Genomic DNA, 20,474 nt, shown 5'->3' on the forward strand with positions numbered 1-20,474 from the left:
GCCTCAATGGTCGTGATCGTGGTCGTGGTCATGGTCCGGCGGTTCGATCGGCTCGGGGTCGTCGACGAACAGATTCCCCGGGACGCCCGGCAGCTTCGGCCGGCGTACGACCGGCGTGCTCAGCTCGGGGATCGCCGCCCGCGCCTGCTCAGTCAGCTCCGCCACCAACTCCCGCCTTTCCTCCGGGTCGTCGACGGAGACCTCATCCGGCTCGGGTTCGGTGGTCGGCTGGTCGGGCGACGCCGCCGCCGCGAGTGCGTCGCGCAAGGCCTTGAGATCAAACCCGGCGCGGCTCAAGCGCTCCCGAACGGCAGCCGATCCGGGCAGCCTGCCCACCAGGTCGCGCAATCCGCCCAAGTCCTCCTGGCCGTCCCCATCCTTGCCGTCGAGCTCCGGCTCCCACGGCTTGTCACCGCCCTCCCAGACGCCGGCGGTCAGCACCTTCTCCCGGGAGAACGTCCCGTTGCCGGGACTGCGGCCGACGGCACGCAGCAGGAACTGGTACTGGCCGGCGAGCCTCAGCTGATAGTCCAGCGCGTACCTGCCCTCCCCGACTTCGGCAAGCTCCAGTTCCGCCGTCGACCCGTCGGGCATCCGGATCTCGACCCAGACCTTCGCCGCTGCGGTCAGTGGCAGGTCGTACTCCCTCAGCGATGCCACGATCGCGGCATCGGCACCTGGAACGAAGCTCTTCTGCAGCAGCGCCGCATCCAGGCGGAGGTTCGAGTAGGTGTGGACCGACAGGTTGTACGGCACGGGCTGAGCCGCCCACTCGCGCAGCGCGCGCAGGAACGCCTGGATGGCCCGGTCGTCGCCCTCTTCCTCGAGTTCCTCCAGGACCTCCTGCGGGTCACGCAGCCGCAAGATCGCCTCCCAGCTGCCTCGGTGAGATCCAGCGGGGTCGGCGGTCAGCGCGGGCAACAACAGCCGGAAGTAGGCCACGTCCGGATCCACCACATAGCTGACGTTCGGTTCGGCGGCTGAGCTGTCACGAGTGATGACCGCGCCGCTCGGTGTGGTCAGGGTGAAGTCCAGCAACTGCGGCACCGGACACAGCGCCACGATGTCGACCGACAGGTCAGCCTCGGTCAGCGAGAACGAGTTGGTCTGCGCGCCCTGGTTCCACAGCAACTGGCCCGCTGGATCGACCACGGTCTGATTCAGCGTGGCGTCCTTGAGGATCTGGATGAAGTACTTGGCGAGCGTGAAACGCTCGGCGGCATTGTTCATTGCGCCGGTGATCAGCAGGTATCCGCCGCTGTTGCCGGAGAGTTGGCTGAGCACCGGAGCACTCACCTGGCTGGGCAGGCCGAACCCGATGGCGAAGGTCGTCTGGTTGACCGTGCCGGGAGGCAACGAGCCCACCAGCGGAGCAGTGTTCTCGTTGCCATCGGTCAGAACCAGCACTGCCTTGTTCGGGTGGCTCGCACCTGGACCGTTGACCAGCGCAGTGCCGACCATGAGGCCGGCCCCGATGCTGGTCGCCCCGCGCGGATCCAGGTCGGGTCCAGTCAGCACAGTGCCCAGCCCCGCGGCCTTCGGTGACATCGTCAGGATCGCGTCCGCGACGTGGTCGAACCGGGCGATACCGATCTCGTCGTCGTCGTGCATCAGACTGTGCAGCACGCCTGTCGCGCTCTTCAGCAGCACGTTCTTGGTGAGGCCGCCGGTCACGACATCAGCCATGCTGCCAGAGCGGTCCAGCACCAGCGCGATCGAGCTGCTGGTGGTGACGATGCTGCTGGCCACCAGCTCGACGTGGAACGTACCGACCACGAACGCATCGCCGGGACTCGCCGCGTAGTAGCCCTCCTCGTCGATGACCGCCGCCTGCAGGTCGAGCGCTGCCACCTGCACATTCGCACCGACCGCGTGGAAGCGCACCTCCACCTCGAGCGTCTCGAAGTCATTGGCCCGCTGGGGAATCACCAGGAAGTCGGGGCCGCCGACGACGCTGAAGTTGCCGGTCGGTGACGCTGTCAGGCCGAAGTACACCGGCCGGCAGCTGCGAACCCGGAACCGGATCTTGCGACCGACTGTGAGCCCGGCCGGTACGTCGGTGAACCCGACCGCTGGGCCTGACTCCAGCACGATGTCCGGCAGGTCGGTGTCGTACCAGGTGATCGACTTGTGGTCCAGCAGGTCGATCGGCCGGTCCAGGGTGGCGCCGCCGAAATACTCGGCGAGGCTGTCCATGTGGTCGCTCAGCCGCTTGAGGTGGGTGTGCCCGGCGGGTAGTGGCTGAGTGTCGAGCGGTAGGTAACGCGCTACGGCTGGGTATTTCTGCATCCAGACCGCCCAGAGCTCGTCCTCCTTGGCGTGGTTGAGGAAGAACACCGGGTCATTCGGCGACGTGCCGGGGAGCATGGATCCGCCGACCCACACGTGCACCCGGTTGTGGGTGTTCGATCCCGGCTGCGGTCCGACCCAGCCCTCGACCAGATTCCGGAAGCTGTCACTGCCCGGCGTGGTTCGGTTCCATGGCGCGGCGTCGTAGGTGGTCTCGGTCAGAGCACCGCTCACCGCGGCTTCGACCGGCAGGACAGCCGCCCCGACGCCGAGCTCGCGCTGGAGCGAGGACAAGTTCGCGACGTGCTGGGGATTGTTGTCGTACGCGTCCGCGATCGCCAGATTCCATCCGTTGGCCTTTGCGAAGACGCCGTCGGCGACCACAGCGCCGGCGCCGGTCCCGTTGCCGCCGAGGAACTCGGTGAAGAACGGGTAGCCGCTGTCGGCCGGCGCCTTGTCGACGCTCCAGTTCCAGTAGGGCAGGCAGATGGTCGGGTCGCCCGAGACGGCCCGCAGATCCTGCTCGAAGCGCCGTAGGAACTCGCGGTGCCACGGGAAGAACATCGGTCCGCGGTGACCGGGGTGCGGCCCCGGGTCATTGCCCGGGTGTCCGGCCATCGACTGCTGGTGGACGTAGACGTAGTCGTCGTACCGATTCGCCTGGGTGTGTGGCGGCGCAAGCTGGCTGGGCGCCGCCTTCAGAGCGACCACGGCGTTGCGGAACCGCATCAGTTCGGTGGCCGGCCTGTCGGCCGGTGAGGCGGCGTTGTACTCCTCGATCAACTTCCTGACATTCCTGCGGCAATACACAACTCAGTCCCCCTGTTATCAGCAGCAGCCCTCGACGCGCAGCGGCCGACGGCCGCCTGCGCCTTGGACGAGACTCTGCGATGTCGATCGTTCCGCAGCCCCCTCTACCACCAGGAACCAGCGCAACATTCGGGCCATGACGTGTCAATACGCCACGAATCCGGGTTCCGTCCTGGTTCACGATCCCGTCAGCGATGTGGAGCGTTCGCCGTGGATCGCGACGCCGGCGACAACGAGTACCACGCCGAGGACCTCCTTGGCGTTGGGAATCTGGGTCAGAACCACGACGCCTATGACGGTCGCGGTAGCTGGAAGCAGCGACACCATCAGGGCGTAAGTGGCACGCGGCAGACGGGCCATCGCCAGCTGGTCACTCACGTAAGGGATGACCGAGGAACAGACTCCCACGCCGGCAGCCGCCACCAGCGCAGCCGGGTCCGCGAAAGCGGGTGCCGCCGCCGCGATCCCGATCGGCAGGGCAACGACGGCAGCGATCAGCATCGACAACCCCAGGCCGTCGATACCGGATACCTGATCACTTCGCGCTACGCGGTGTCCAAGCACGATGTACAACGCGAACAGCACCGCGTTGGCGGCGGCGAAAGCGAGCCCCAGCGGCTCGTCGACCAGCTGTACGTCGCTGACCAGGTAGACCCCGCCGACCGCACAGACCAGGGCCGTGACGTTCCGCCGGGTTCGGGCCGCCAGAGCAGCCAGGAATACGACAGGCAAGAACTCGATCGCGGCCACCGTCCCCAGCGGCAGCCGGTCCAAGGCGAGGTAGAACACGCTGTTCATGACCGCCAGCACGGCCGCCCAGCCGACCAGCAACCGGCGGGTGGACCAACCAAGGCGCCGCCATACACGCCACGGCCGGCGCCAGACCGCGAATACAGCAGCGGCCGTCGCGATCCGCAACCACGCAACGCCGAGCACATCAATCCGGACGAACAGCAGCACCGCGAACGCCGGTCCCAGATAGTGGAAGACGGCACTGACGACGAAGTAGGCATGCGGCGGCACCCGACGCGCAGCCCCCGACGTCGAGGGTGTATTGCGATCGCGCGCTACTGACTTCGGCACGCCTCCATTCTCGGAAGAGCCACCTGGGCAACACCATGCAGAAACGAAACCGGATAGGCCTCCCAGATGCCCTATCAGGCACCTGAACCTTCCCGCAGGCTTCGGAACCGAAAGATCGAACCCGCGAGCGTCCTCCAGCCGCAGCTTGGCCTGGTCGCGGAAGAGTTCGTGTTCGGGGAGTTCGCCGCGAACGGTGGAGACGAGGAAGCCGTAACGGAGAAGACCGTTCAGGAAAGGCAGGACAGGCACGGTGAGCAACTGGCGGAACACGTCGTCCCCGAGGTATTGGAACACCCCAGAGTCCGGCGCCGCTGGCCGAGCTGCTCGTCGAGGGGAAGGCCGACGCCCGCCTGGCTGCCACTCCGTCGGTGCTGGAGGCAACGATCGAGCGCACCATGCTCCGCCGTCTTGTCCGGCTGGTCGAAGCGAGCCGCGTACCCACTGGAGGGCGAGCTGGGCCAGGGACTGGCCGCGCTGCTGGGCGATCTCGTTGAGCGCGGTCGCCCGCTCGCGGTACAAGTCGTCGATCTGATCGGGCGAGAGGAAGCTGCTGTTCGCGGCTCGAGCACTCGCCGGGATGGTTCCGTCGAGGTACTTGTCGGTCAGCAGGCCCTGAGCCAAGGGGCTGTAGGCAACGAGTCCGAAGCCGTCCTCGGCCGCCAACTTGAGCAGCCCGGTGTGCTCGGGCCCGCGGTCGAAGATCGAGTACCGCGGCTGGTGCACCAGCAGAGGCACCCCGGCCCCGCGCAGCAGCTCGGCCACGTCGTGCGCGCGCTCGGTCGGATAGTTGGACACGCCGACGTACAGAGCCTTGCCTTCTGGACCGCGCTCACCAGCGCGCCGACCGTCTCCTCCACCGGGGTGGAGAGGTCAGGTCGGTGGTGGTAGAAGATGTCGACGTAGTCGGTGCCGAGGTCGCGCAGGCTGTGCTCGAGTGAGACCAGCAGCGACTTGCGCGAACCACCTTTCAGGTAAGGGCTCGGACCGATCGGGTTGCCGGCCTTGGTCGTCAGGATCAGCTCGTCGCGGTAGGGCGCCAGGTCCGAGCGCAGTACGCGTCCGAAGACCTTCTCCGCGCCCCGGCGCGGAGGACCGTACCGATTGGCGTTGTCGAAGTGCGTGACGCCCAGGTCGAAGGCGTGCAGCAGGATCTCGCGCTGCGTCTCGAACGGGTAGTCGGTGCCGAACTTCTGCCACAGCCCCAGCGACAACGCAGGCAGGTCGAGCCCGGAGTTCCCGGTCCGCCGATACTCCAACCGCTCGTACCGGTCGTCAACGGCGCGGTAGGCAGTCCCCCGACTCAGCCGGCCTGGCGCCGTTGGTGGTCGGTCAGATAGGGAAATGGGTTGCCGGATGCTCGTGCGCCCGACGCCAGCCAGGCAGCGACTCCCTCCGGAGATCGCTGATGGAGCTCGTCGAGGTACTTCTGCCGCTGCTCGACGATCGAGAGGCGCTCCACCGCCGACCGAGCCTCCTCCAGCAGGAGGAAGCTCCGGCGCCACGCGAGACACAAGGCGTCATCGTCGAGAGACTTGAGCTCTCCCATCGGCGCCGCCGCAGAGCTGTTCGGGGAGGGCTGGCCCGACGGTTCAGAGAGGTCAGGTATCGCCGACTGCGGCTCTACCCCGGGACGGTTGTCCCGAGCGAGCCGTCGAGCCCGAACGAGCGACGTGAGAGCAGGCGTGGTCCCAACCAGCATCAGCACGACCAGGACGCCGGCCAGTTGGCAGACCACGACCAGGCCCACGGCGGCCGGTGCGATCAGCCCGGCGGCGAGCGCGACACGAGCGATCCTGCGCACCGCGCGCCGCCCCTCCTCTGCCCAGATGGAGGTGGCGACAATGGCTGCCGACACGGCGACAAAGATCATGCTGGTGAGAGCCCACTGCAGACCCCAGTTGGTGATCACGCAGAAGAGTCCGGCCGCGGTGGCCAGATAGATACACCACGACCGCACGCGTCGGCTCACGCGGGAGGTATCGGGATCAGTCCCATCATTGCCATCTGACCGCGTCGTCTCACTCACGTTCTCAATCCCTACTCCGAGCTCAGAGCGTCAGGATGCACCGAACCGGCAGCGTCCGGCCTCCCCCCTGCGGGGTGAAACCGCGCCGAGGAATGTCCGAGGTGGCCGCTAGCCTCGCGGAATGGCGCTTCGGTTGCGGCTCGGCCTGGTGTTTCATCCGACCATGCCTCCGGAGGCGGTGAGGCGTGACAGCACTGTCCGTGACCGAGCGTGTTCGGGTCGGGATCGGTCTGCTGCCTGTTCCGCTGCGCAACGTCACCCAAGCGGCGATGGAGATAGCCACGATCGACCGGTTGTTCCCGGGGCGGTTCGTGGCCGGCATCGGGCACGGCGTCCAGACCTGGATGGAGCAGGCCGGAGTGGCCGGGGCGAGATCGCTCGCCGCGGGGTGACCGCGGTCGCTGTCCGGCCCTGCCGAGACGAGCCGGATTTCGACGCGTTTGCCCACTTCCTCGGCCAGGAGGTCCGCCCACTACTGTCCTGACGATGGCCGGATCAGGGCTTCGTGCTGTTCGATGCCGGCGGGGAGGCCGAACGCGGCGACGTGGTGGGCTCCGACGAAGGCGTTGCTCTCTACGATCCTGCCGTTCTCGATCGTGAGGACGTCGACGACCAACGCCTCGTACCGATCGGTGCCGGGGCGACGGAGATAGCAGATCAGGGCGGGCCGGCCGTTGGCAGCGGACGGGAACGTGCGCCAGTCCAGAGGCCTCCCCAGGAATTCGGCCGCTGCGTCGATCCCGGCGACCGGTGGGTCCGGCGGCATGGTGATGCGCACGTCTTCGGCCAGCAACTCCCGGAAGCTCGTGGGATCGGTAGCCGCGGCAAAGCGACGGAGGATTTCCTCGTCCTCGCTGGTCAGCACCGGCCTGCGCCATTCACGGGAATCACCTGGCGCATAGTGACGAAGGGTCTTCCGGGCACGCTGGATCAGGCTGTTCACGGCAGGCACCTCGAGGCCGAGACCGTCGGCGATCTCGGCCGGTGTCCAGCCGGAGACGTCACGCAGTACGAACGCCGCCCGCTGTCGTGGCGGCAGATACATCAGCGCGGCGATCAGCGCGAGTTCGACGGTCTCCCGTGCCACCAGCTCTGATGGCGGGTCCTCGCCCAGCAGCGCGTCGGGATAGGGGCCGATATCGGTGCACCACTCCATCGGGTCACCGACCGGTACTGTCCGTCGCGCCGCAGCCTTGCGGGTATCGAGGTAGACATTGGTGGCGATCCGGTAGAGCCAGGTCCTGATCGATGCCCTGCCCTCGTACTGCGTACGGGAGCGCCAGCCGCGCAGGAAGGTCTCCTGGACCAGGTCGTCCGCGTCCGCGACGTTCCCGGCGAGCCGGTAGCAGTGCGCATGCAACGGACGCCGGTGCTCCTCGAACGCGTCCCGGAACCACACCTCGTCCGCGGTGCTCGTCATGCGTTCAGGTCCTCCCGGATCATGGTGGTCGTCACCGTACCTACGCCGTACCGGACGCCGTCGCGAAGAAAGTGCGATGACGATTCGCCGGGTCGCTCGTCGATATTCATAACACCCAGCGAGCCTGCACCGGCTCAGACCGACGAGGAGAACCCATGACCGGAGCGACCGCATCGCCGCCGATCGTCGACCGTGAGACCTGGAGCCGTGAACGCCGGGCCCTCCTCGCCCGGGAGAAGGCCCACACCCGTGAGGGAGACGCGATCGCGGCGGCCCGGCGCCGGCTACCGATGGCCGAGGTCGACGCCTCGGCCACGCTGGTCGGCCAGAACGGGCCGGTATCGTTCCTGGACGTTTTCGACGGCCGCGACCAACTCATCGCGTACAAGCACATGTGGCACCACGGCGCGGGAATCGAAGGCCAGTGCGAGGGCTGCACCGCGAGCATCGTCGACGTGCACGACGTCAGCTACCTGAACCATCGCGGGGTGTCCTTCGCGGTCTTCTGCGAGGGGCCGTGGGAGGAGATCGCGCCGTTCCGCGAGTTCATGGGCTACACCTTGCCGTGGTACTCGATGCTCGGGGTTGAAGATCGCGGCGTCGGCGCCGGGCTGATCGACGAACCGGGCTACCTCGCCTGCTACCTGCGTGACGGCGACCGGGTGTTCCTCACCAACGAGACGATCGGTCGCGGCGTCGAAACGGCGATGCTGCAGGCCCACCTGCTCGATCTGACGGTCTACGGCCGTCAAGAGGACTGGGAGGACTCACCGGCCGGCTGGCCGCAGGATCGGACCGGCACCTGGTGGGAGAAAGACGGCCGCCCCGTCCCGCAATGGACCAGACCGGGCGCCGCACCGTGCGACGAATCCACCGGCGCACCAGGTGGACACTGCTGCGAATGAGGTACGTCGAGCAGATAACTCTCGGGAGGTAGTGGCCCCTGGGTCAGCCGGGTTGGCGGCGCTGGCGGTCGGCCAGGTAGGGAAATGGGTTGCCGGATGCTCGTGCGCCGGACGCCAGCCAGGCGGCGATTCCCTCCGGAGATCGCTGCTGGAGCTCGTCGAGGTACTTCTGCCGCTGTTCGACGATGGAGAGGCGCGCTGCCGCCGACCGGGCCTCCTCCAGCAGGAGGAAGCTCCGGCGCCACGCCAGGCACAAGGCGTCATCGTCGAGAGAACTGAGCTCCCGCACCGGCTCCGCCGAAGAGCTTTTCAGAGAGGGTTGGCCCCACGGTGCGGGCAGGTCAGGTGTCGCCGACGACTCCGGCTGTACCACGGGAAGACTGCCCCGCGCGAGCCGTCGAGCCCGAACGAGCGACGTGAGAGCAGGCGTGGTCCCAGCCAACATCAGCACGACCAGGACGCCGGCCAGCTTGCAGACCACGACCAGACCCAAGGCCGCAGGTGCGATCAGCCCGGCCGCGAACGCGACACGAGCAATCCTCGGCACCGCGCGCCGCCCGTCCTCTGCCCAGACCGTGGCGGCGACAAGAGCCGCCGACACTGCAACAAGGCTCACGCTGGTGAGAGCCCACTGCAGACCCCAGGTGGTGATCGCGCAGAAGAGTCCGGCCGCGGTGGCCAGATAGATACACCACGACCGGACGCGCCGTCTCATGCCGCGGGAGGTGTCGGGACCAGTCCCATCAGTGCCATCTGACCGCGTCGTCTCACTCACGTTCTCAGTCCCCTACTCCGAGCCCAGAGCGTCAGGATGCACCGAACCGGCAGCCTCTGGCCTCACCCATCCGGGATGAAACCGGCCGGCCTCGGCCAGGGCCATGCTGCGTCCAGACGTTCTACGAGGTTGGGGCTGTAGCTGCCCTACTTCGCCTACTTCGCTCCCCGGCATCGAGTTCCGAAGCCAAGACTCGTAGGTCCCAGGCGGCGGTGCCGCGCCAGTTGAGCCTGAAGGCGGCAGCCATCAGCTCGTCGGGGTCGAAGGTGTGTCCTGCTCGGCGCAACTCCAGGAGCCCATCGGTCACCAGGGACCGGTCGCAGGGGTGCGTCAGGCCGGTACCGCTGTTGATCAGGTCGGTGAATGTCTCCATGGCTGCCCAGACGTCGGGATCATCGACGACTCGGTCCGGCACGGGGATGACAGCGCCCGCGAGCCGCTCGGGCCGGAACGCGCTGATCCAGGCCTTCAGGCCGGGGTGCGCGCCGACCACGACGATGGCTGTCGCCTGCCTGATCTCCTCCGCCTCCGCCAAGGACTTCAGATCCGGCGTACAGATGACAACCGGACCGGGGACGACGCGGACCGTCCCCACGCTCAGATTCACCCCGGCCCACTGCCCCTGAGCCCGGGCGAGCGCCCATCCGAGAGCGGCGACGACACCATCCGCGAGACGGACCGAGGAGGCCACATAGGCGCGATCGAGCTGGCGCACCTCTTCGATCATCATCAGTCGCTCGCTCACTTGCTCTCATCGTTTCCCGGTTCAGGCTCGACGGCGATCCATTCGGTCGGTGCCGACGTCGTCGCGTCCGGAACTCGGCGAATCTCGACGACTTCGATGCCCAGGGCCCGGAGTCGTGACAGCAGGCCATAGAGGGCCGACTGATCCGGGATGCCGTAGACGATGGTGTTCACCTGATCGACCGCCAGTGTCACGACGTGCAAGTCTCGAAGGTCTTGCTCCGGTACGGCGCCCGCCACGCGCAGCTCGTACGTCGTATCGACCATCGAACCCACTCCGTCCCAACGTGTGCGTCGACGGTCGCAAGGACGACGTGACGCGGCTTCATCCCGGTGGGGTGAACTGCCTGGCACGATCCGGGCCGGCTGGACATATCGAGGTCGCACCGTCTCGAAATGTCTGGCTATCGGATGGGAACACTGGTCTTAATGGCGAATCCGTGGTGTCGTCTTAGTGCGGCTTCACTGTTGGCCCCTCCCCGAAGCGATCGGTGTCGCCGCGTCGCTAGGAGGGCACGTGCCAGGCGATCCGCAAGCAAGAGGAGTGGAACCAGAACGTAGTAGACCGTGGGTACCGGTCGAAGAAGGTCTGCTGGGATCCGCAGCCCGGATCTCGCCGATCCCACCAGGAACAGTGTTGCGGCGACGTCTTATCGAGCTTGTCAGTCAGGGGGTTCAGCGGCCGCTCACCGTGGTCAGTGCGCCGGCGGGATTCGGCAAGACGATGCTGCTGGAGTCGTGGGAAGCGCTGTCCAAGGGCCCGGACCTGATCAGCTGGATCGCGCTGAACGCCACCACCGATCAGCCTGCGGCCCTGCTGGAATCCGTCGTCGACGGCCTGCATCGCAGGAGCGCAACCCTGTCCGACGAACCGGTGCTGTTCGCACCCGAAGACCAACCAGGACAACCGACTCCCACGCATCTGGCCGTGGTCGAGCAGCAGCAGCTGGTCCTCGTGGTCGACTGCGGCGATCTCACGGTCACCCCTGCGTTCGGGCAGACCCTCCATCGCCTCGTCCACGGCAACGCAGGACGAGTACGCATCGTGCTCCTGACGAGATCGGACCCACCTGTCCCCCTGCACCTCTACCGGCTGGCGGGCACCGTTGCCGAGATTCGCGCTGCCGATCTGGTCTTCACGACGGAAGAGGCCGGCGAGCTGATGCGGCTGCAGAACCTCGACCTGGCGCCCACGGATCTCGCAGTGCTCCTGGAGCGGACCGACGGCTGGCCCGCGGGCCTGATGTTCGCAGCCTTGACCCTGGCCGGGAAGACCGACCCGGCACGGGCCATCCGGGAATTCCGCGGCGACACCGGGAACGTCTCGGCCTACCTCATGTCGGAGGTCCTCGACGCACAGCCGACGGCACTGCGGGAGTTCCTGCTCCGGACCTGCATCGTGGACGAGGTCCGACCGGCCCTGGCCAAAGCGCTGACAGGGCGCCCCTGTGACCGTCGCTCGCTGGAATTCATCGCCCACGGCAACTCTTTCATCCAACCCATTCCCGGGACCGATGAGTCCTACAGCTACCAGTCGCTGTTCCGCGAGTTCCTCCGCGCCCAACTGTTGTTCGAGCGGCCGACCCTCGCTCTGGCCCTGCACCACACCGCAGCCACCTGGTTCGCGCAGAACGGTCAGCGGCTCGAGGCGATCCAGCACGCCATCACGGCTCGGCGGTGGCGCGATGCAGCCCGCTACCTGGTGGAAGATCTCGACTTCGCGGGACTCCTGGTCGGGCGCCAACGCCGGCTGCTGACAACGTTGTTCGCCGGCCTGCCCGATGACCTGGAGGGCGCCGAGGCCGCGATCGTGAGAGCGACCAGCGCGCTCGCCGAGTTCGACGTCGCCCGCTCGACGTCGGAGCTCCGCAGAGCACGCGACTGGCTGGACCATGACGTCTCCACCCCGGCCCGGGCATCCGAGCTCGCGATCACGGTGCTGCAGGCGGTCTGCGCGAGCCTCGGAACGGACGTCAACGCCGGGCTGGACGCCGTACTGGCTGCCGAGGCCGCGCTGCGGGCAGCATCCGGGGAACCGGTCATCGCTCGCCCGGACCTGAGGCTGCTCATGGCCGGGTGCAAAGGCCGCGTCCTGCTCCAGCGCGGAGACTTCCCGGCCGCGCTGGCGGCCTTCACCGAAGGCGTCGCCATTGCAGAAACGGTGGGGGTGCACGAGGCGCTGGCCGATTTCCTGGGGATGTCCGCCCTGGTGGAGGCGGTCTGGGGACACCTTCGACGAGCCTCCGAGCTCGCCGCGCACGCGACCGCACTGGCGGAATCAGGCGCGCAGCCCGACGAGCCGCAGTCGGCCATCGTGGCGCAGGCCTGGATCAGTACCGACCGGGGTGAGCTGACCGAGGCCCAGGATCTGGTGCATCGCGCCGCTGAAGCAGCGCCGACCCACGACGCCCACGTCCTCGCCGCCGCGCTGGCTCTGATCAGGGCCAGACTGCTCCGGGGCGGAGGCGAGACCGACCTCGCCGGTGCCGAACTGCGGGCCGCGAGCAACAGCTACGGCAGCCGGCACGACGGCTGGCTCAACCAGTCCCTGATCGTCGACGAGGCCAAGACGCTGGTCGCGCAGCATCTGCCCCGCGAGGCCATCAAGGTGATCGAGCACTCCCCGGGACGCGACCAGGTCGGATCGCTCCTGGTACTGCGGCGAGCTGCCATCGAGGCCGGCGAGCGAAAGCCCCCTCTGCCCCGAGCTGCCACGCACCGCACCGTCCCGCTCGAAACGCAAGTGGACAGCTGGCTGGTCCAAGCCGCGGAATCACTCAGGACCGGCGACTCCGGCCGCGGCGGGCTCTGCCTGGAGCGTGCCCTACGGCTGGCTGCCCCCGAGCAACTGCGCCGTCCGTTCACAGAGGCGGCTCCGTCGGTACAACGGCTGCTCCAGCCCACTGGTGAGCTCGTGACGCGGCACCCATGGCTCCGCGCACCAGATCACCTACGCGCCCACGACCGAGCGATCGGACGCTCAGGTCATCAGCTGGGCCATGCGCCGGCCGACGTGGCTCGGGTTGTTCCCCTCACATGCAAGGAGCACGAGGTCCTGGAGTACCTGGCCGACCTGCTGACCACCGAGGAGATCGCCGCCACCATGTACGTCTCGGTCAACACGGTCCGCAGCCACGTCCGGAGCATCCTTCGCAAACTGAGCGCATCACGCCGCAACGAGGCCGTCCGCCGGGCGTGGGAGCTCGGGCTCCTGCCCGCACGCCAACCAGGTCTGACGCAGTAATCGCCAAGCCTCGGACATCACTCGTGCCGAGGGCGCGATCCGCACCATCGATGCGTCTTCGGTCGCTCTCATCGAAGCCGGCCATAGCCTTGCCGGCAGGGTTCTCACCGAACCTGGTGCGACTGTGTCCATGACCGCTGACGAGAACGGAGCTGTTCGTGAGTGAGAGTGCCAAGCCCATCCTGTCCGACGACGTGGCGCAAGCTCTGACCGAAGGTCGTGCGGTCGTCGCGCTGGAGTCGACGATCTTCTCGACTCTCGGGCTGCCCGCCCCCGCGAACGCCGATGCACTCGAACTCTGCAAGCAAGCAGTCCTCGACCAGGGCGCCACACCGGCTGTGGCCGCGATCCTCGACGGCCGGCCACACGTCGGCCTCTCCTCAGACGAAGAGAAGAGAGTGCTGCAGGGCACGCGGAAGGTCGCAGAGCGCGATCTGTCGGTGGCGCAAGCGCAAGGATGGGATGTCGGCGTGACCACGGTCTCGGCCACGGTGGCGCTGGCCCACGCAGCGGGCATCTCGGTCTTCGCCACCGGCGGCATCGGAGGCGTCCATCGCGGATCAGAACTCAGCGGGGACATCTCGGCTGACCTCGACGCCATCGCCAACCACCCGGTCATCACCGTCTGCGCCGGCGCCAAGGCGTTCCTCGACCTGCCGCGAACACTGGAGTACCTCGAGACCGTCGGCGTCCCGGTCCTCGGCTGGCAGCACGACTGGTTCCCGGCCTTCTATACGCGGTCGAGTGGTTTGCCGATTCCTCACCGAGTCGACGACGAGCGAGTGGTCTGCGACGTTCTCCGCCTCCGCGCGCGGCCGGCCACCGGAGTCCTGCTGACCGTACCGATCCCCGTCGACGACGAGATCCCGGAGTCGCGAATCAACGCCGTACTCACCGCCGCGTTGGACTCGAGTGCTCGTGCGGGGGTCACCGGTCCAGCCGTCACGCCGTACGTCCTCGAACGGATCGAGAAGGAAACAGACGGGCAGAGCGTCCCCGCGAACCTCGCGCTAGCCCGCAACAACGCCGCCATCGCAGCCCGGGTGGCCGTCGCACTCGCGTCCCCCGCAGTCTGACGCAGGTGTTCGCGCGGACGATCGATCGAGCCGACGGACGCGCGGTTGATCTTGCGTGAGTTCGACGACGGTCGTTTGGCAGCTGGGTCGGGACCTCTGTCCATAGCGAGCCCGGTGACGTCATCGCAGGCTTGAGGTAGGAGGAGGTGGGGTCTGATGAGATTGAGGACAAGAGATGTCTTCGCGAGCATTCTGCTCGTCCTGGTCGCCATCCCGTACGTCGGCTACCTCGTCAACGGTGAGATGCCCTTCGTCAAGGATGCAAGGGGAATGTCGGCCGTCGGCCTGGTCCTCGCCACTGTGGCATTCCTGGTGGTGTGGCGCGGCGACCGTCAGAACAAGGTCTGGTGGTTCACTGCTTTGGTTACGACGTCCCTGGCGCTTGGAGTGGTGGCTCTGGCTCTCGCCGAGACGGCCGCGGCGGAGGCGATGTTGGGAGTCTTCATGGCCTCGATCCTGGTCGTCTGGGCGGTCGAAATGATCGATCGTGCGATCAATGGGGACGGTCTGAGATCCGCCACGCCACCACGACACGGGTGAGCCAGGATGAGGTTGAGGCGCAGGGATCAGCTGGCCACCGCTGGCATGCTCGAGATGCGGGACCGGCGGGCGCACCTCGCGGTCGCCGACGAAAGAACGCAAGGGAGATCTCTGATGACCAGGAAGGTTCTCGTGGTCTATGCCACCAAGGCGGGGGCGACCGCAGGCATCGCCACTGCTATCGGCGCCGAGCTCCGCAGGGGCGGGCACGAGGTCGATGTCTGCGAGGCCACTGGGGTTGGCCCCATTGCCAAGTACGACGTTGTCATCGTCGGAAGTGCGATCTACATGAGGCGTTGGCGTCCGGAGGCGGTCGACTTCCTCCGCAAGCACGTCCACGAACTGCGGGACCGCCAGGTGTGGTTGTTCCACAGTGGCCCGGTCGGACCGGACAAGGACCAGGCTCAGGCGATGCCGCGGAAGGTCGCACGGCTTGCCCGGAAGATCGGCGCTACTCCTGCGACCACGTTCGCCGGACGACTCGAACCGGAGACCGCGAAGGGCTTCCTCGCCAAGCACATCGCCCAGGGCAACCTGGCCGCGGATTCCCGCGAGTGGTTGCGGATCGCTGACTGGGCGAACGACATCAGCAGTGCGATCTCAGCTGTCGAACACACTCCTTAGCACCCAGTTCCAGATCGCATCGATCCGGTCGAGCCGCAGCAGCACGAGGAACGCCACCCGGTTCTGAGGCCGAAGTCTGGCCAGGCAGGGACTTTCGGCCCTGGGGCCCCGTTCGTCTCGGACGGACCGTAGAAGTGCGGCGACGATCGAGAGGCGGCTCTGCAATGACGAACAGGTCCGTGGTGGTAGCCATCGACGGCTCGGCGACCGCCGAGCGAGCGATCAGCTGGGCGGCCGCTGAAGCCGCGTCGCTGGGGACTTCGCTGCGCCTCGTCCATGCCTTCGCCTGGCCGTTGGCCGCGGTACCGCGGTGCCGAAGGGAGATCGACCCCGGCCTGGCCGAGGTCGCGGACCTGGTGATCAGTCGATCCCGCGAGATCGCGCAGGAGCTCGAGCCGGACCTGGACGTCGAGGCCGGCCGGATACCAGGCTTCCTGACGCCTGTGATGATCGAGGAGTCCCGGCACGCTCAACTGCTGGTGATCGGCAGCAGAGGGCTGACCGGAGCGCCCGGGACGATGACCTGCTCGACAGCGCTCGATCTCGCAGCCGCCGCCTACTGCCCGATCGTTGTGATCTGCCCCGACCACGGCCGTCGTGCCGGTGGTCCCGTGGTTGTCGGCCAGGACGGCTCCCCCGCCAGTACTGCGGCGTTGGCGCTGGGCACGGACTATGCGGAGCGGCACCACGCAGTACTACGGGTCGTCAACGACTGCAGGCCTGCCGAGGAACTGCTACGGCAATCCGCCGAAGCACAACTGATCGTCCTCGGCGCACGTGGCTGCGGTGGTTTCGAGGGACAACTGCTCGGCTCCGTGAGCCAGACGGTGTTGCATCAGGCGAGCTGCCCGGTGGCCGTCATGCCCACTGCGGCGATCAATCGGCAGATACCTGTCGGCGGACCACAGCCACTGGGCATCTTGAGTGCCGCAGCAGACTTTGGCTGACGGATCCGAGCAGCAGGCCGGTCACCCCGCCGCGTCCGCGTGAGCCGACGACCAGGAGCGACGTGTCATCGGTCAGCTCGGCCAACGCCGTGGCTGGGCGGCCTTCGATGACCTTGGTACGCACCGCCACCCCCGGATACTTGTCCGCGTAGGTACTGATGTTCTCGACCAACCAGTCCTGCAACAGCGCGCGCATCTCCGTGATCGGGGCGTCATGCCGCTCCTGCGGCTGCCAGCAGTAGGCCACAGTCAGCGGTGCGTCGTGGCGAGCCGCCTGCTCGAAGGCAAAGGCGACCGCATCCTCGGAGTCCGCGGAACCATCCATACCGACCAGGATCGGGCCGTTCCTCGCTTCACCGCGGACGACTACTACCGGGCAGGCCGCCTTGGCGGTCACGGTGCTGGCGACGGATCCCAGTACCGCTGCCGTCAGCTTGTTGTCGAACTTCGTGCCGACAACCACCATCTGAGCGTCGGCCGCTTCCGTGAGGATCGCGTCGACCGCACCCTCGTGCACCAGCCAGCCGGATCCCGCCTGGTAGCCGAGCCGGTCGCGGACGAATTCGACCGCCGCATCCAGCTCCGCCTGGTACTGATCGACGGGTGGCTCGGGGATGGATCCCTCAGCAGTCGCGGGCCATTCGCTCGCCTGGTTCAGGTAGGCACGCACCACTCGTACTGCGAGCCCTCCGGCCCGTGCCGCCTCGACGGCCCAGCGCAGCGCGATCTGGCTCTCCGATGTCCCGTCGACACCCACCACGACGCGCTTCGACGACTCCTGCATCACGTCAGCTCCCTCATCGATTCGGCATTTCCCGGCACCCCCACCATGCCAAGCCGATCGCCGTTTGGGCAGGGTCGTGCTACCTCGATCGCCGGGGACCTTCGGCCGGCTCGTTGGCCACGACGACGCCACCGAAGACGGCCAGCCCGTGCACGTTCAGGATCGGCGCATCGGCCGGCAGCACCTTGTCCCCGCGGGTTCGGTCGTCGAACCCGCCGAAGATCGGCTTGCCGGACAGCGCCAGCCGCCATCGCTTCGGGACCAGGACCTCCACGCCGCCGAAGACAGCGACGGTGTCGACGGTCGCCTCGTCGTCGATGTGAGCCTCCCGCAGGTCCAGAGTGACCGCGCCGAACACCGCCGTCGCATCGGCCCTGGTCAGATGCTGGGAGACATCCTTGGTTCTGGTCTCCCCGAACAGCGCGACCGAGCTGCCCTCGCGGGCGCGGGCGCCGTACTTCCGGCAGAGACCGAACCCCAGGGCAATTCCGAGGATGACGCTCCAGGCGAGGACGATCGGACGTAATCGCTTCATGGCTGACTCCTTCAGAGGCGTTCGGGGAACATCTCGATCGCGCCGCTCGGGCACTCGGCCGCACACAATCCGCAGCCCTTGCAGAAGTCGAGATCGATCTCGTACCGGCCCTGGCCGAGCTTGATCACGGCGTTGTCGGGGCACACGCTGAAGCAGTTGTCGCACTCGAGACAGTTGCCGCACGACAGGCAGCGCCGAGCCTCGAACAACGCCGTCGACGCATCCAGCCCACCGGTCACCTCGTCGAAGGTGGTGATCCGCCGAGCGAGATCCAGTCTGGGCCGCACGGTGGCCGGCGCGTCCGCGTAGTACCAGGTGTTCAACCGGTCGTAGGTGGCGAGCTCATGACGGGCGGCCCGCTCGTCCGCAGTACCGCGGAGCCAGGCGTCGATGCTGCGCGCCGCCTTCTTGCCGTGACCGATGGCGACTGTGACTGTGCGGTCGGACGGCACCATGTCGCCGCCGGCGAACAAGCCTGGATGCCCGGTCATCAGGTCCTTGCCCACCTGTACGACACCGTCGGCGATCGTCACGTCCTCGAGGTTCTCGACCAGGGTGAGATCGGACAGCTGGCCGAGTGCGAGCACGACCGAGTCGGCGGCGAGTTCCTCGAACTCTCCGGTCGGCTGGGGGAAGCCTGTTTCGTCGAGCTTCATCTTCTCGATCTTGATCTGTCCGGCCCCGGCGTAGGCGATGGTCGACAGCCAGCGCATCCGGATGCCCTCCTCCAGAGCCTCCTTCACCTCGAGGTCGTGCGCGGGCATCCGGTCCCTGGTCCGCCGGTAGACCACCACAGCGTCGGTGGCGCCGAGGCGACGTGCTGTCCGGGCCACGTCCAGCGCGGTGTTGCCGCCGCCGTACACAGCCACCCGGCGGCCGAGCAGTGGCTGCTCGCCTTCCTCGAGGCCCGCCAGGACGGACACCGCGTCGAGGATGTGCGCGGAGTCGCCGGCCGGGATGTCTGCACGCCGGCCGACGTGAGCGCCGACAGCGAGGAACACAGCGTCGAAGGACGACAGCGCGACCTCGAGATCGGTGACGGTGGTGCCCAGCTCGAGCCGCACGCCCAGGTCGACGATCCGCTGGACCTCCGCATCGACCACGTCGCGTGGCAACCGGTACGCCGGGATGCCGTACCGCATCATGCCGCCCGCCTCCGGGCAACTGTCGCGAACAGTGACCTGATGCCCGAGCAGGGTGAGGTGATAGGCGACGGCCAGTCCCGACGGCCCGGCGCCGACGACCAGCACCTGCTTGCCGGTCGGCTCGGCCTCCACCGGCACGGTCCAACCCTGCTTGATCGCCTCGTCGCCCAGGAACCTTTCGACCGAGTTGATGCCGACGGCCTCGTCCAGGGTGGCCCGGTTGCAGGCGGTCTCACAGGGCCGGTAGCAGACCCGGCCCATGATCGCGGGGAACGGATTGTCCGCCATGATCTGACGCCACGCGGCCTCGTAACCGGCCTCCTCGGCATGATGCAGCCACTGCTGGATGTTCTCGCCGGCAGGGCAGGCGTCGTTGCACGGCGGCAACCGGTCGACGTACGCCGGCACCTCGGTACGCCACGAACCCGTCTTGTTCGCCAGACTCGATCCGACGTCGAGCGTGATCGCGAACGGGAGCGGACCATGTTTGCTTGCCTCAGACATCTAACTCACCCCTCCATCGATCGACACCGCGGGTCGACCAGGCCGAAACTGCGGACGTTGCGGTCGGCCTCGGCCTGGATCCTGGCGATGACGTCCTCACGGGGCGCCGCGCCGAACAGATGGGCGTACCGGCCCTGCGGCTCGAGATAGTCGGACACCGGCCTGCGCCTGCGGATCTTCGAGACACCGACCACCTCGCCGTCCTCGGCCTCGAACACCGGGAAGATGCCGGTCTCGGTGGCCAGGCGGGCGATCTGGATGGTCTGGTTCGACGCGGTCCGCCAGCCCAACGGGCACGGGACCAGCACATGCAGGTACCGCGCGCCGCGGAACTCCATGGCGCGTTTCGCCTTGTACTCCAGGTCGCGAAGGTCGGCCACCGTCGCGGTCGCGACGTACGGGATCCGGTGTGCCATCGCGATCAGCGGCAGGCTCTTGCCCTGACCGAAGTTGTTGCCCGGCTCGGGACCCACCGCAGGGGTGGTCGTGGTCGCAGCAGCGTGTGGGGTGGCTCCCGAGCGCTGGACGCCGGTGTTCATGTAGCCGCCGTTGTCGTAGCAGATGTAGAGCACGTCGTCGTTGCGCTCGAACATCCCTGACAAGCAGGCGAGGCCGATGTCGACCGTGCCGCCGTCACCGCCCTGCCCGACGACCCGTACGCCGGTACGGCCCTTGGCCTTGAGCGCGGCGGCGACACCGGTTGCGACAGCGGGCGCGTTGCCGAAGAGGGAGTGCAGCCATGGCACCTGCCAGGCTGTCTCCGGGTACGGCGTGGAGAACACCTCCAGGCAGCCGGTCGCGTTGACCGCGACCATCTGGTTGCCGGTGGCGCGCATCACCGCGTCGAGGGCATACCTCGCGCCGAGCGCCTCACCGCAACCCTGGCACGCGCGGTGCCCGGAGTTGAGCGAGTTCGTGCGCTGCGCGTCTGCCTGGACCGAACCCTGATCGGGATCCAGCAGTCGGTTGCCGGCCGCGTAGCTGCCGATCTGGTAGAACCTGACGCGTTGCTGTGTCATGGCC

At 67.5% G+C, this 20,474-nt stretch carries 18 protein-coding genes and 1 pseudogene; 7 read left to right on the forward strand and 12 right to left on the reverse strand.

Annotation, left to right across the window (positions count from 1 at the left end; all coding sequences use genetic code 11):
* Positions 1–3 precede the first annotated feature (3 nt).
* The 4 genes and pseudogenes from EV648_RS06750 to EV648_RS42465 form a co-directional block, all read right to left on the reverse strand.
* On the reverse strand, positions 4–3,072 hold the full coding sequence (locus tag EV648_RS06750) for a tyrosinase family protein (protein ID WP_132286250.1): 3,069 nt from the start codon (positions 3,070–3,072) through the stop codon (positions 4–6).
* Positions 3,073–3,276: 204 nt separating this feature from the next.
* The gene (locus EV648_RS43035; protein ID WP_241994938.1) at positions 3,277–4,452 is read right to left on the reverse strand and encodes a DMT family transporter; all 1,176 of its coding nucleotides are present in this window, start codon (positions 4,450–4,452) and stop codon (positions 3,277–3,279) included.
* A gap of 225 nt (positions 4,453–4,677) precedes the next feature.
* Positions 4,678–5,438: pseudogene (locus tag EV648_RS43860) on the reverse strand (aldo/keto reductase); the annotation flags it as partial.
* 44 nt (positions 5,439–5,482) lie between these two features.
* Positions 5,483–6,151: a hypothetical protein gene (locus EV648_RS42465; protein WP_158293920.1), complete on the reverse strand. Its 669-nt coding sequence runs from the start codon at positions 6,149–6,151 to the stop codon at positions 5,483–5,485.
* 257 nt (positions 6,152–6,408) lie between these two features.
* Here EV648_RS42465 and EV648_RS06765 point away from each other — a divergent pair, with 257 nt between their 5' ends.
* Positions 6,409–6,600, forward strand: a complete 192-nt coding sequence (locus EV648_RS06765) for an LLM class flavin-dependent oxidoreductase (protein ID WP_241994940.1) — start codon at positions 6,409–6,411, stop codon at positions 6,598–6,600.
* Between the two features lie 80 nt (positions 6,601–6,680).
* Here the strand turns inward: EV648_RS06765 and EV648_RS06770 are convergent, their stop codons facing one another.
* Complete coding sequence (locus EV648_RS06770; protein WP_132286256.1) at positions 6,681–7,628, reverse strand: RNA polymerase subunit sigma-70; 948 nt, start codon at positions 7,626–7,628, stop codon at positions 6,681–6,683.
* Between the two features lie 155 nt (positions 7,629–7,783).
* Here EV648_RS06770 and EV648_RS06775 point away from each other — a divergent pair, with 155 nt between their 5' ends.
* Positions 7,784–8,533, forward strand: coding sequence for a DUF899 family protein (locus EV648_RS06775; protein ID WP_132286259.1), 750 nt, complete (start codon positions 7,784–7,786; stop codon positions 8,531–8,533).
* A 43-nt stretch (positions 8,534–8,576) separates the two neighbouring features.
* Here EV648_RS06775 and EV648_RS06780 read toward each other — a convergent pair whose 3' ends face one another.
* The 3 genes from EV648_RS06780 to EV648_RS06790 all read right to left on the reverse strand — a co-directional run bounded on the left by EV648_RS06780 (position 8,577) and on the right by EV648_RS06790 (position 10,319).
* The gene (locus EV648_RS06780; RefSeq protein ID WP_132286262.1) at positions 8,577–9,248 is read right to left on the reverse strand and encodes a hypothetical protein; all 672 of its coding nucleotides are present in this window, start codon (positions 9,246–9,248) and stop codon (positions 8,577–8,579) included.
* Positions 9,249–9,429: 181 nt separating this feature from the next.
* The gene (locus EV648_RS06785) at positions 9,430–10,053 is read right to left on the reverse strand and encodes a hypothetical protein (protein ID WP_132286265.1); all 624 of its coding nucleotides are present in this window, start codon (positions 10,051–10,053) and stop codon (positions 9,430–9,432) included.
* Positions 10,050–10,319: a hypothetical protein gene (locus EV648_RS06790; protein ID WP_132286268.1), complete on the reverse strand. Its 270-nt coding sequence runs from the start codon at positions 10,317–10,319 to the stop codon at positions 10,050–10,052. The genes EV648_RS06785 and EV648_RS06790 overlap by 4 nt, the downstream gene beginning before the upstream one ends.
* Before the next feature lie 370 nt (positions 10,320–10,689).
* Between EV648_RS06790 and EV648_RS06795 the strand changes: the two genes are divergently transcribed.
* The 5 genes from EV648_RS06795 (at position 10,690) to EV648_RS06815 (ending at position 16,483) form a co-directional block, all read left to right on the forward strand.
* Positions 10,690–13,296 carry a LuxR C-terminal-related transcriptional regulator gene (locus EV648_RS06795; RefSeq protein ID WP_132286271.1) on the forward strand — a complete coding sequence of 869 codons (2,607 nt, stop codon included), beginning with the start codon at positions 10,690–10,692 and terminating at the stop codon, positions 13,294–13,296.
* Positions 13,297–13,454: 158 nt separating this feature from the next.
* Positions 13,455–14,372, forward strand: coding sequence for a pseudouridine-5'-phosphate glycosidase (locus EV648_RS06800; protein ID WP_241994941.1), 918 nt, complete (start codon positions 13,455–13,457; stop codon positions 14,370–14,372).
* A 156-nt stretch (positions 14,373–14,528) separates the two neighbouring features.
* The gene (locus tag EV648_RS06805; protein WP_132286277.1) at positions 14,529–14,912 is read left to right on the forward strand and encodes a hypothetical protein; all 384 of its coding nucleotides are present in this window, start codon (positions 14,529–14,531) and stop codon (positions 14,910–14,912) included.
* A gap of 114 nt (positions 14,913–15,026) precedes the next feature.
* Positions 15,027–15,536, forward strand: coding sequence for a flavodoxin domain-containing protein (locus EV648_RS06810; RefSeq protein WP_199234456.1), 510 nt, complete (start codon positions 15,027–15,029; stop codon positions 15,534–15,536).
* Positions 15,537–15,700: 164 nt separating this feature from the next.
* Positions 15,701–16,483, forward strand: a complete 783-nt coding sequence (locus tag EV648_RS06815) for a universal stress protein (RefSeq protein ID WP_132286280.1) — start codon at positions 15,701–15,703, stop codon at positions 16,481–16,483.
* Here the strand turns inward: EV648_RS06815 and EV648_RS06820 are convergent.
* The 4 genes from EV648_RS06820 to EV648_RS06835 all read right to left on the reverse strand — a co-directional run bounded on the left by EV648_RS06820 (position 16,413) and on the right by EV648_RS06835 (position 20,470).
* Positions 16,413–17,267 (reverse strand): universal stress protein, encoded by an 855-nt coding sequence (locus tag EV648_RS06820; protein WP_132286283.1) that lies wholly within the window; start codon positions 17,265–17,267, stop codon positions 16,413–16,415. The genes EV648_RS06815 and EV648_RS06820 overlap by 71 nt on opposite strands.
* Positions 17,268–17,346: 79 nt before the next feature.
* Positions 17,347–17,802, reverse strand: a complete 456-nt coding sequence (locus tag EV648_RS06825; RefSeq protein WP_132286286.1) for a LiaF domain-containing protein — start codon at positions 17,800–17,802, stop codon at positions 17,347–17,349.
* An 11-nt stretch (positions 17,803–17,813) separates the two neighbouring features.
* A complete protein-coding gene (locus tag EV648_RS06830; protein WP_132286289.1) occupies positions 17,814–19,451 on the reverse strand; it encodes an NAD(P)-binding protein in 1,638 nt (545 codons plus the stop codon).
* A gap of 5 nt (positions 19,452–19,456) precedes the next feature.
* On the reverse strand, positions 19,457–20,470 hold the full coding sequence (locus tag EV648_RS06835) for a thiamine pyrophosphate-dependent enzyme (RefSeq protein WP_132286292.1): 1,014 nt from the start codon (positions 20,468–20,470) through the stop codon (positions 19,457–19,459).
* Positions 20,471–20,474: the final 4 nt, after the last annotated feature.

Origin of the sequence: Kribbella sp. VKM Ac-2568 (assembly GCF_004345365.1) — a bacterium.
Classification (GTDB): domain Bacteria; phylum Actinomycetota; class Actinomycetes; order Propionibacteriales; family Kribbellaceae; genus Kribbella; species Kribbella orskensis.

What these genes read in the sequence shown, in the direction of transcription:
- EV648_RS06770 (WP_132286256.1), bottom strand. Translation starts at nt 7,628, where the DNA reads ATGACGAGCACCGCGGACGAGGTGTGGTTCCGGGACGCGTTCGAGGAG.
- EV648_RS06775 (WP_132286259.1), top strand. Translation starts at nt 7,784, where the DNA reads ATGACCGGAGCGACCGCATCGCCGCCGATCGTCGACCGTGAGACCTGG.
- EV648_RS06810 (WP_199234456.1), top strand. Translation starts at nt 15,027, where the DNA reads ATGACCAGGAAGGTTCTCGTGGTCTATGCCACCAAGGCGGGGGCGACC.
- EV648_RS06830 (WP_132286289.1), bottom strand. Translation starts at nt 19,451, where the DNA reads ATGTCTGAGGCAAGCAAACATGGTCCGCTCCCGTTCGCGATCACGCTC.
- EV648_RS06780 (WP_132286262.1), bottom strand. Translation starts at nt 9,248, where the DNA reads ATGAGACGGCGCGTCCGGTCGTGGTGTATCTATCTGGCCACCGCGGCC.
- EV648_RS06790 (WP_132286268.1), bottom strand. Translation starts at nt 10,319, where the DNA reads ATGGTCGATACGACGTACGAGCTGCGCGTGGCGGGCGCCGTACCGGAG.
- EV648_RS06835 (WP_132286292.1), bottom strand. Translation starts at nt 20,470, where the DNA reads ATGACACAGCAACGCGTCAGGTTCTACCAGATCGGCAGCTACGCGGCC.
- EV648_RS06805 (WP_132286277.1), top strand. Translation starts at nt 14,529, where the DNA reads ATGAGATTGAGGACAAGAGATGTCTTCGCGAGCATTCTGCTCGTCCTG.
- EV648_RS06825 (WP_132286286.1), bottom strand. Translation starts at nt 17,802, where the DNA reads ATGAAGCGATTACGTCCGATCGTCCTCGCCTGGAGCGTCATCCTCGGA.
- EV648_RS06820 (WP_132286283.1), bottom strand. Translation starts at nt 17,267, where the DNA reads ATGCAGGAGTCGTCGAAGCGCGTCGTGGTGGGTGTCGACGGGACATCG.
- EV648_RS06815 (WP_132286280.1), top strand. Translation starts at nt 15,701, where the DNA reads ATGACGAACAGGTCCGTGGTGGTAGCCATCGACGGCTCGGCGACCGCC.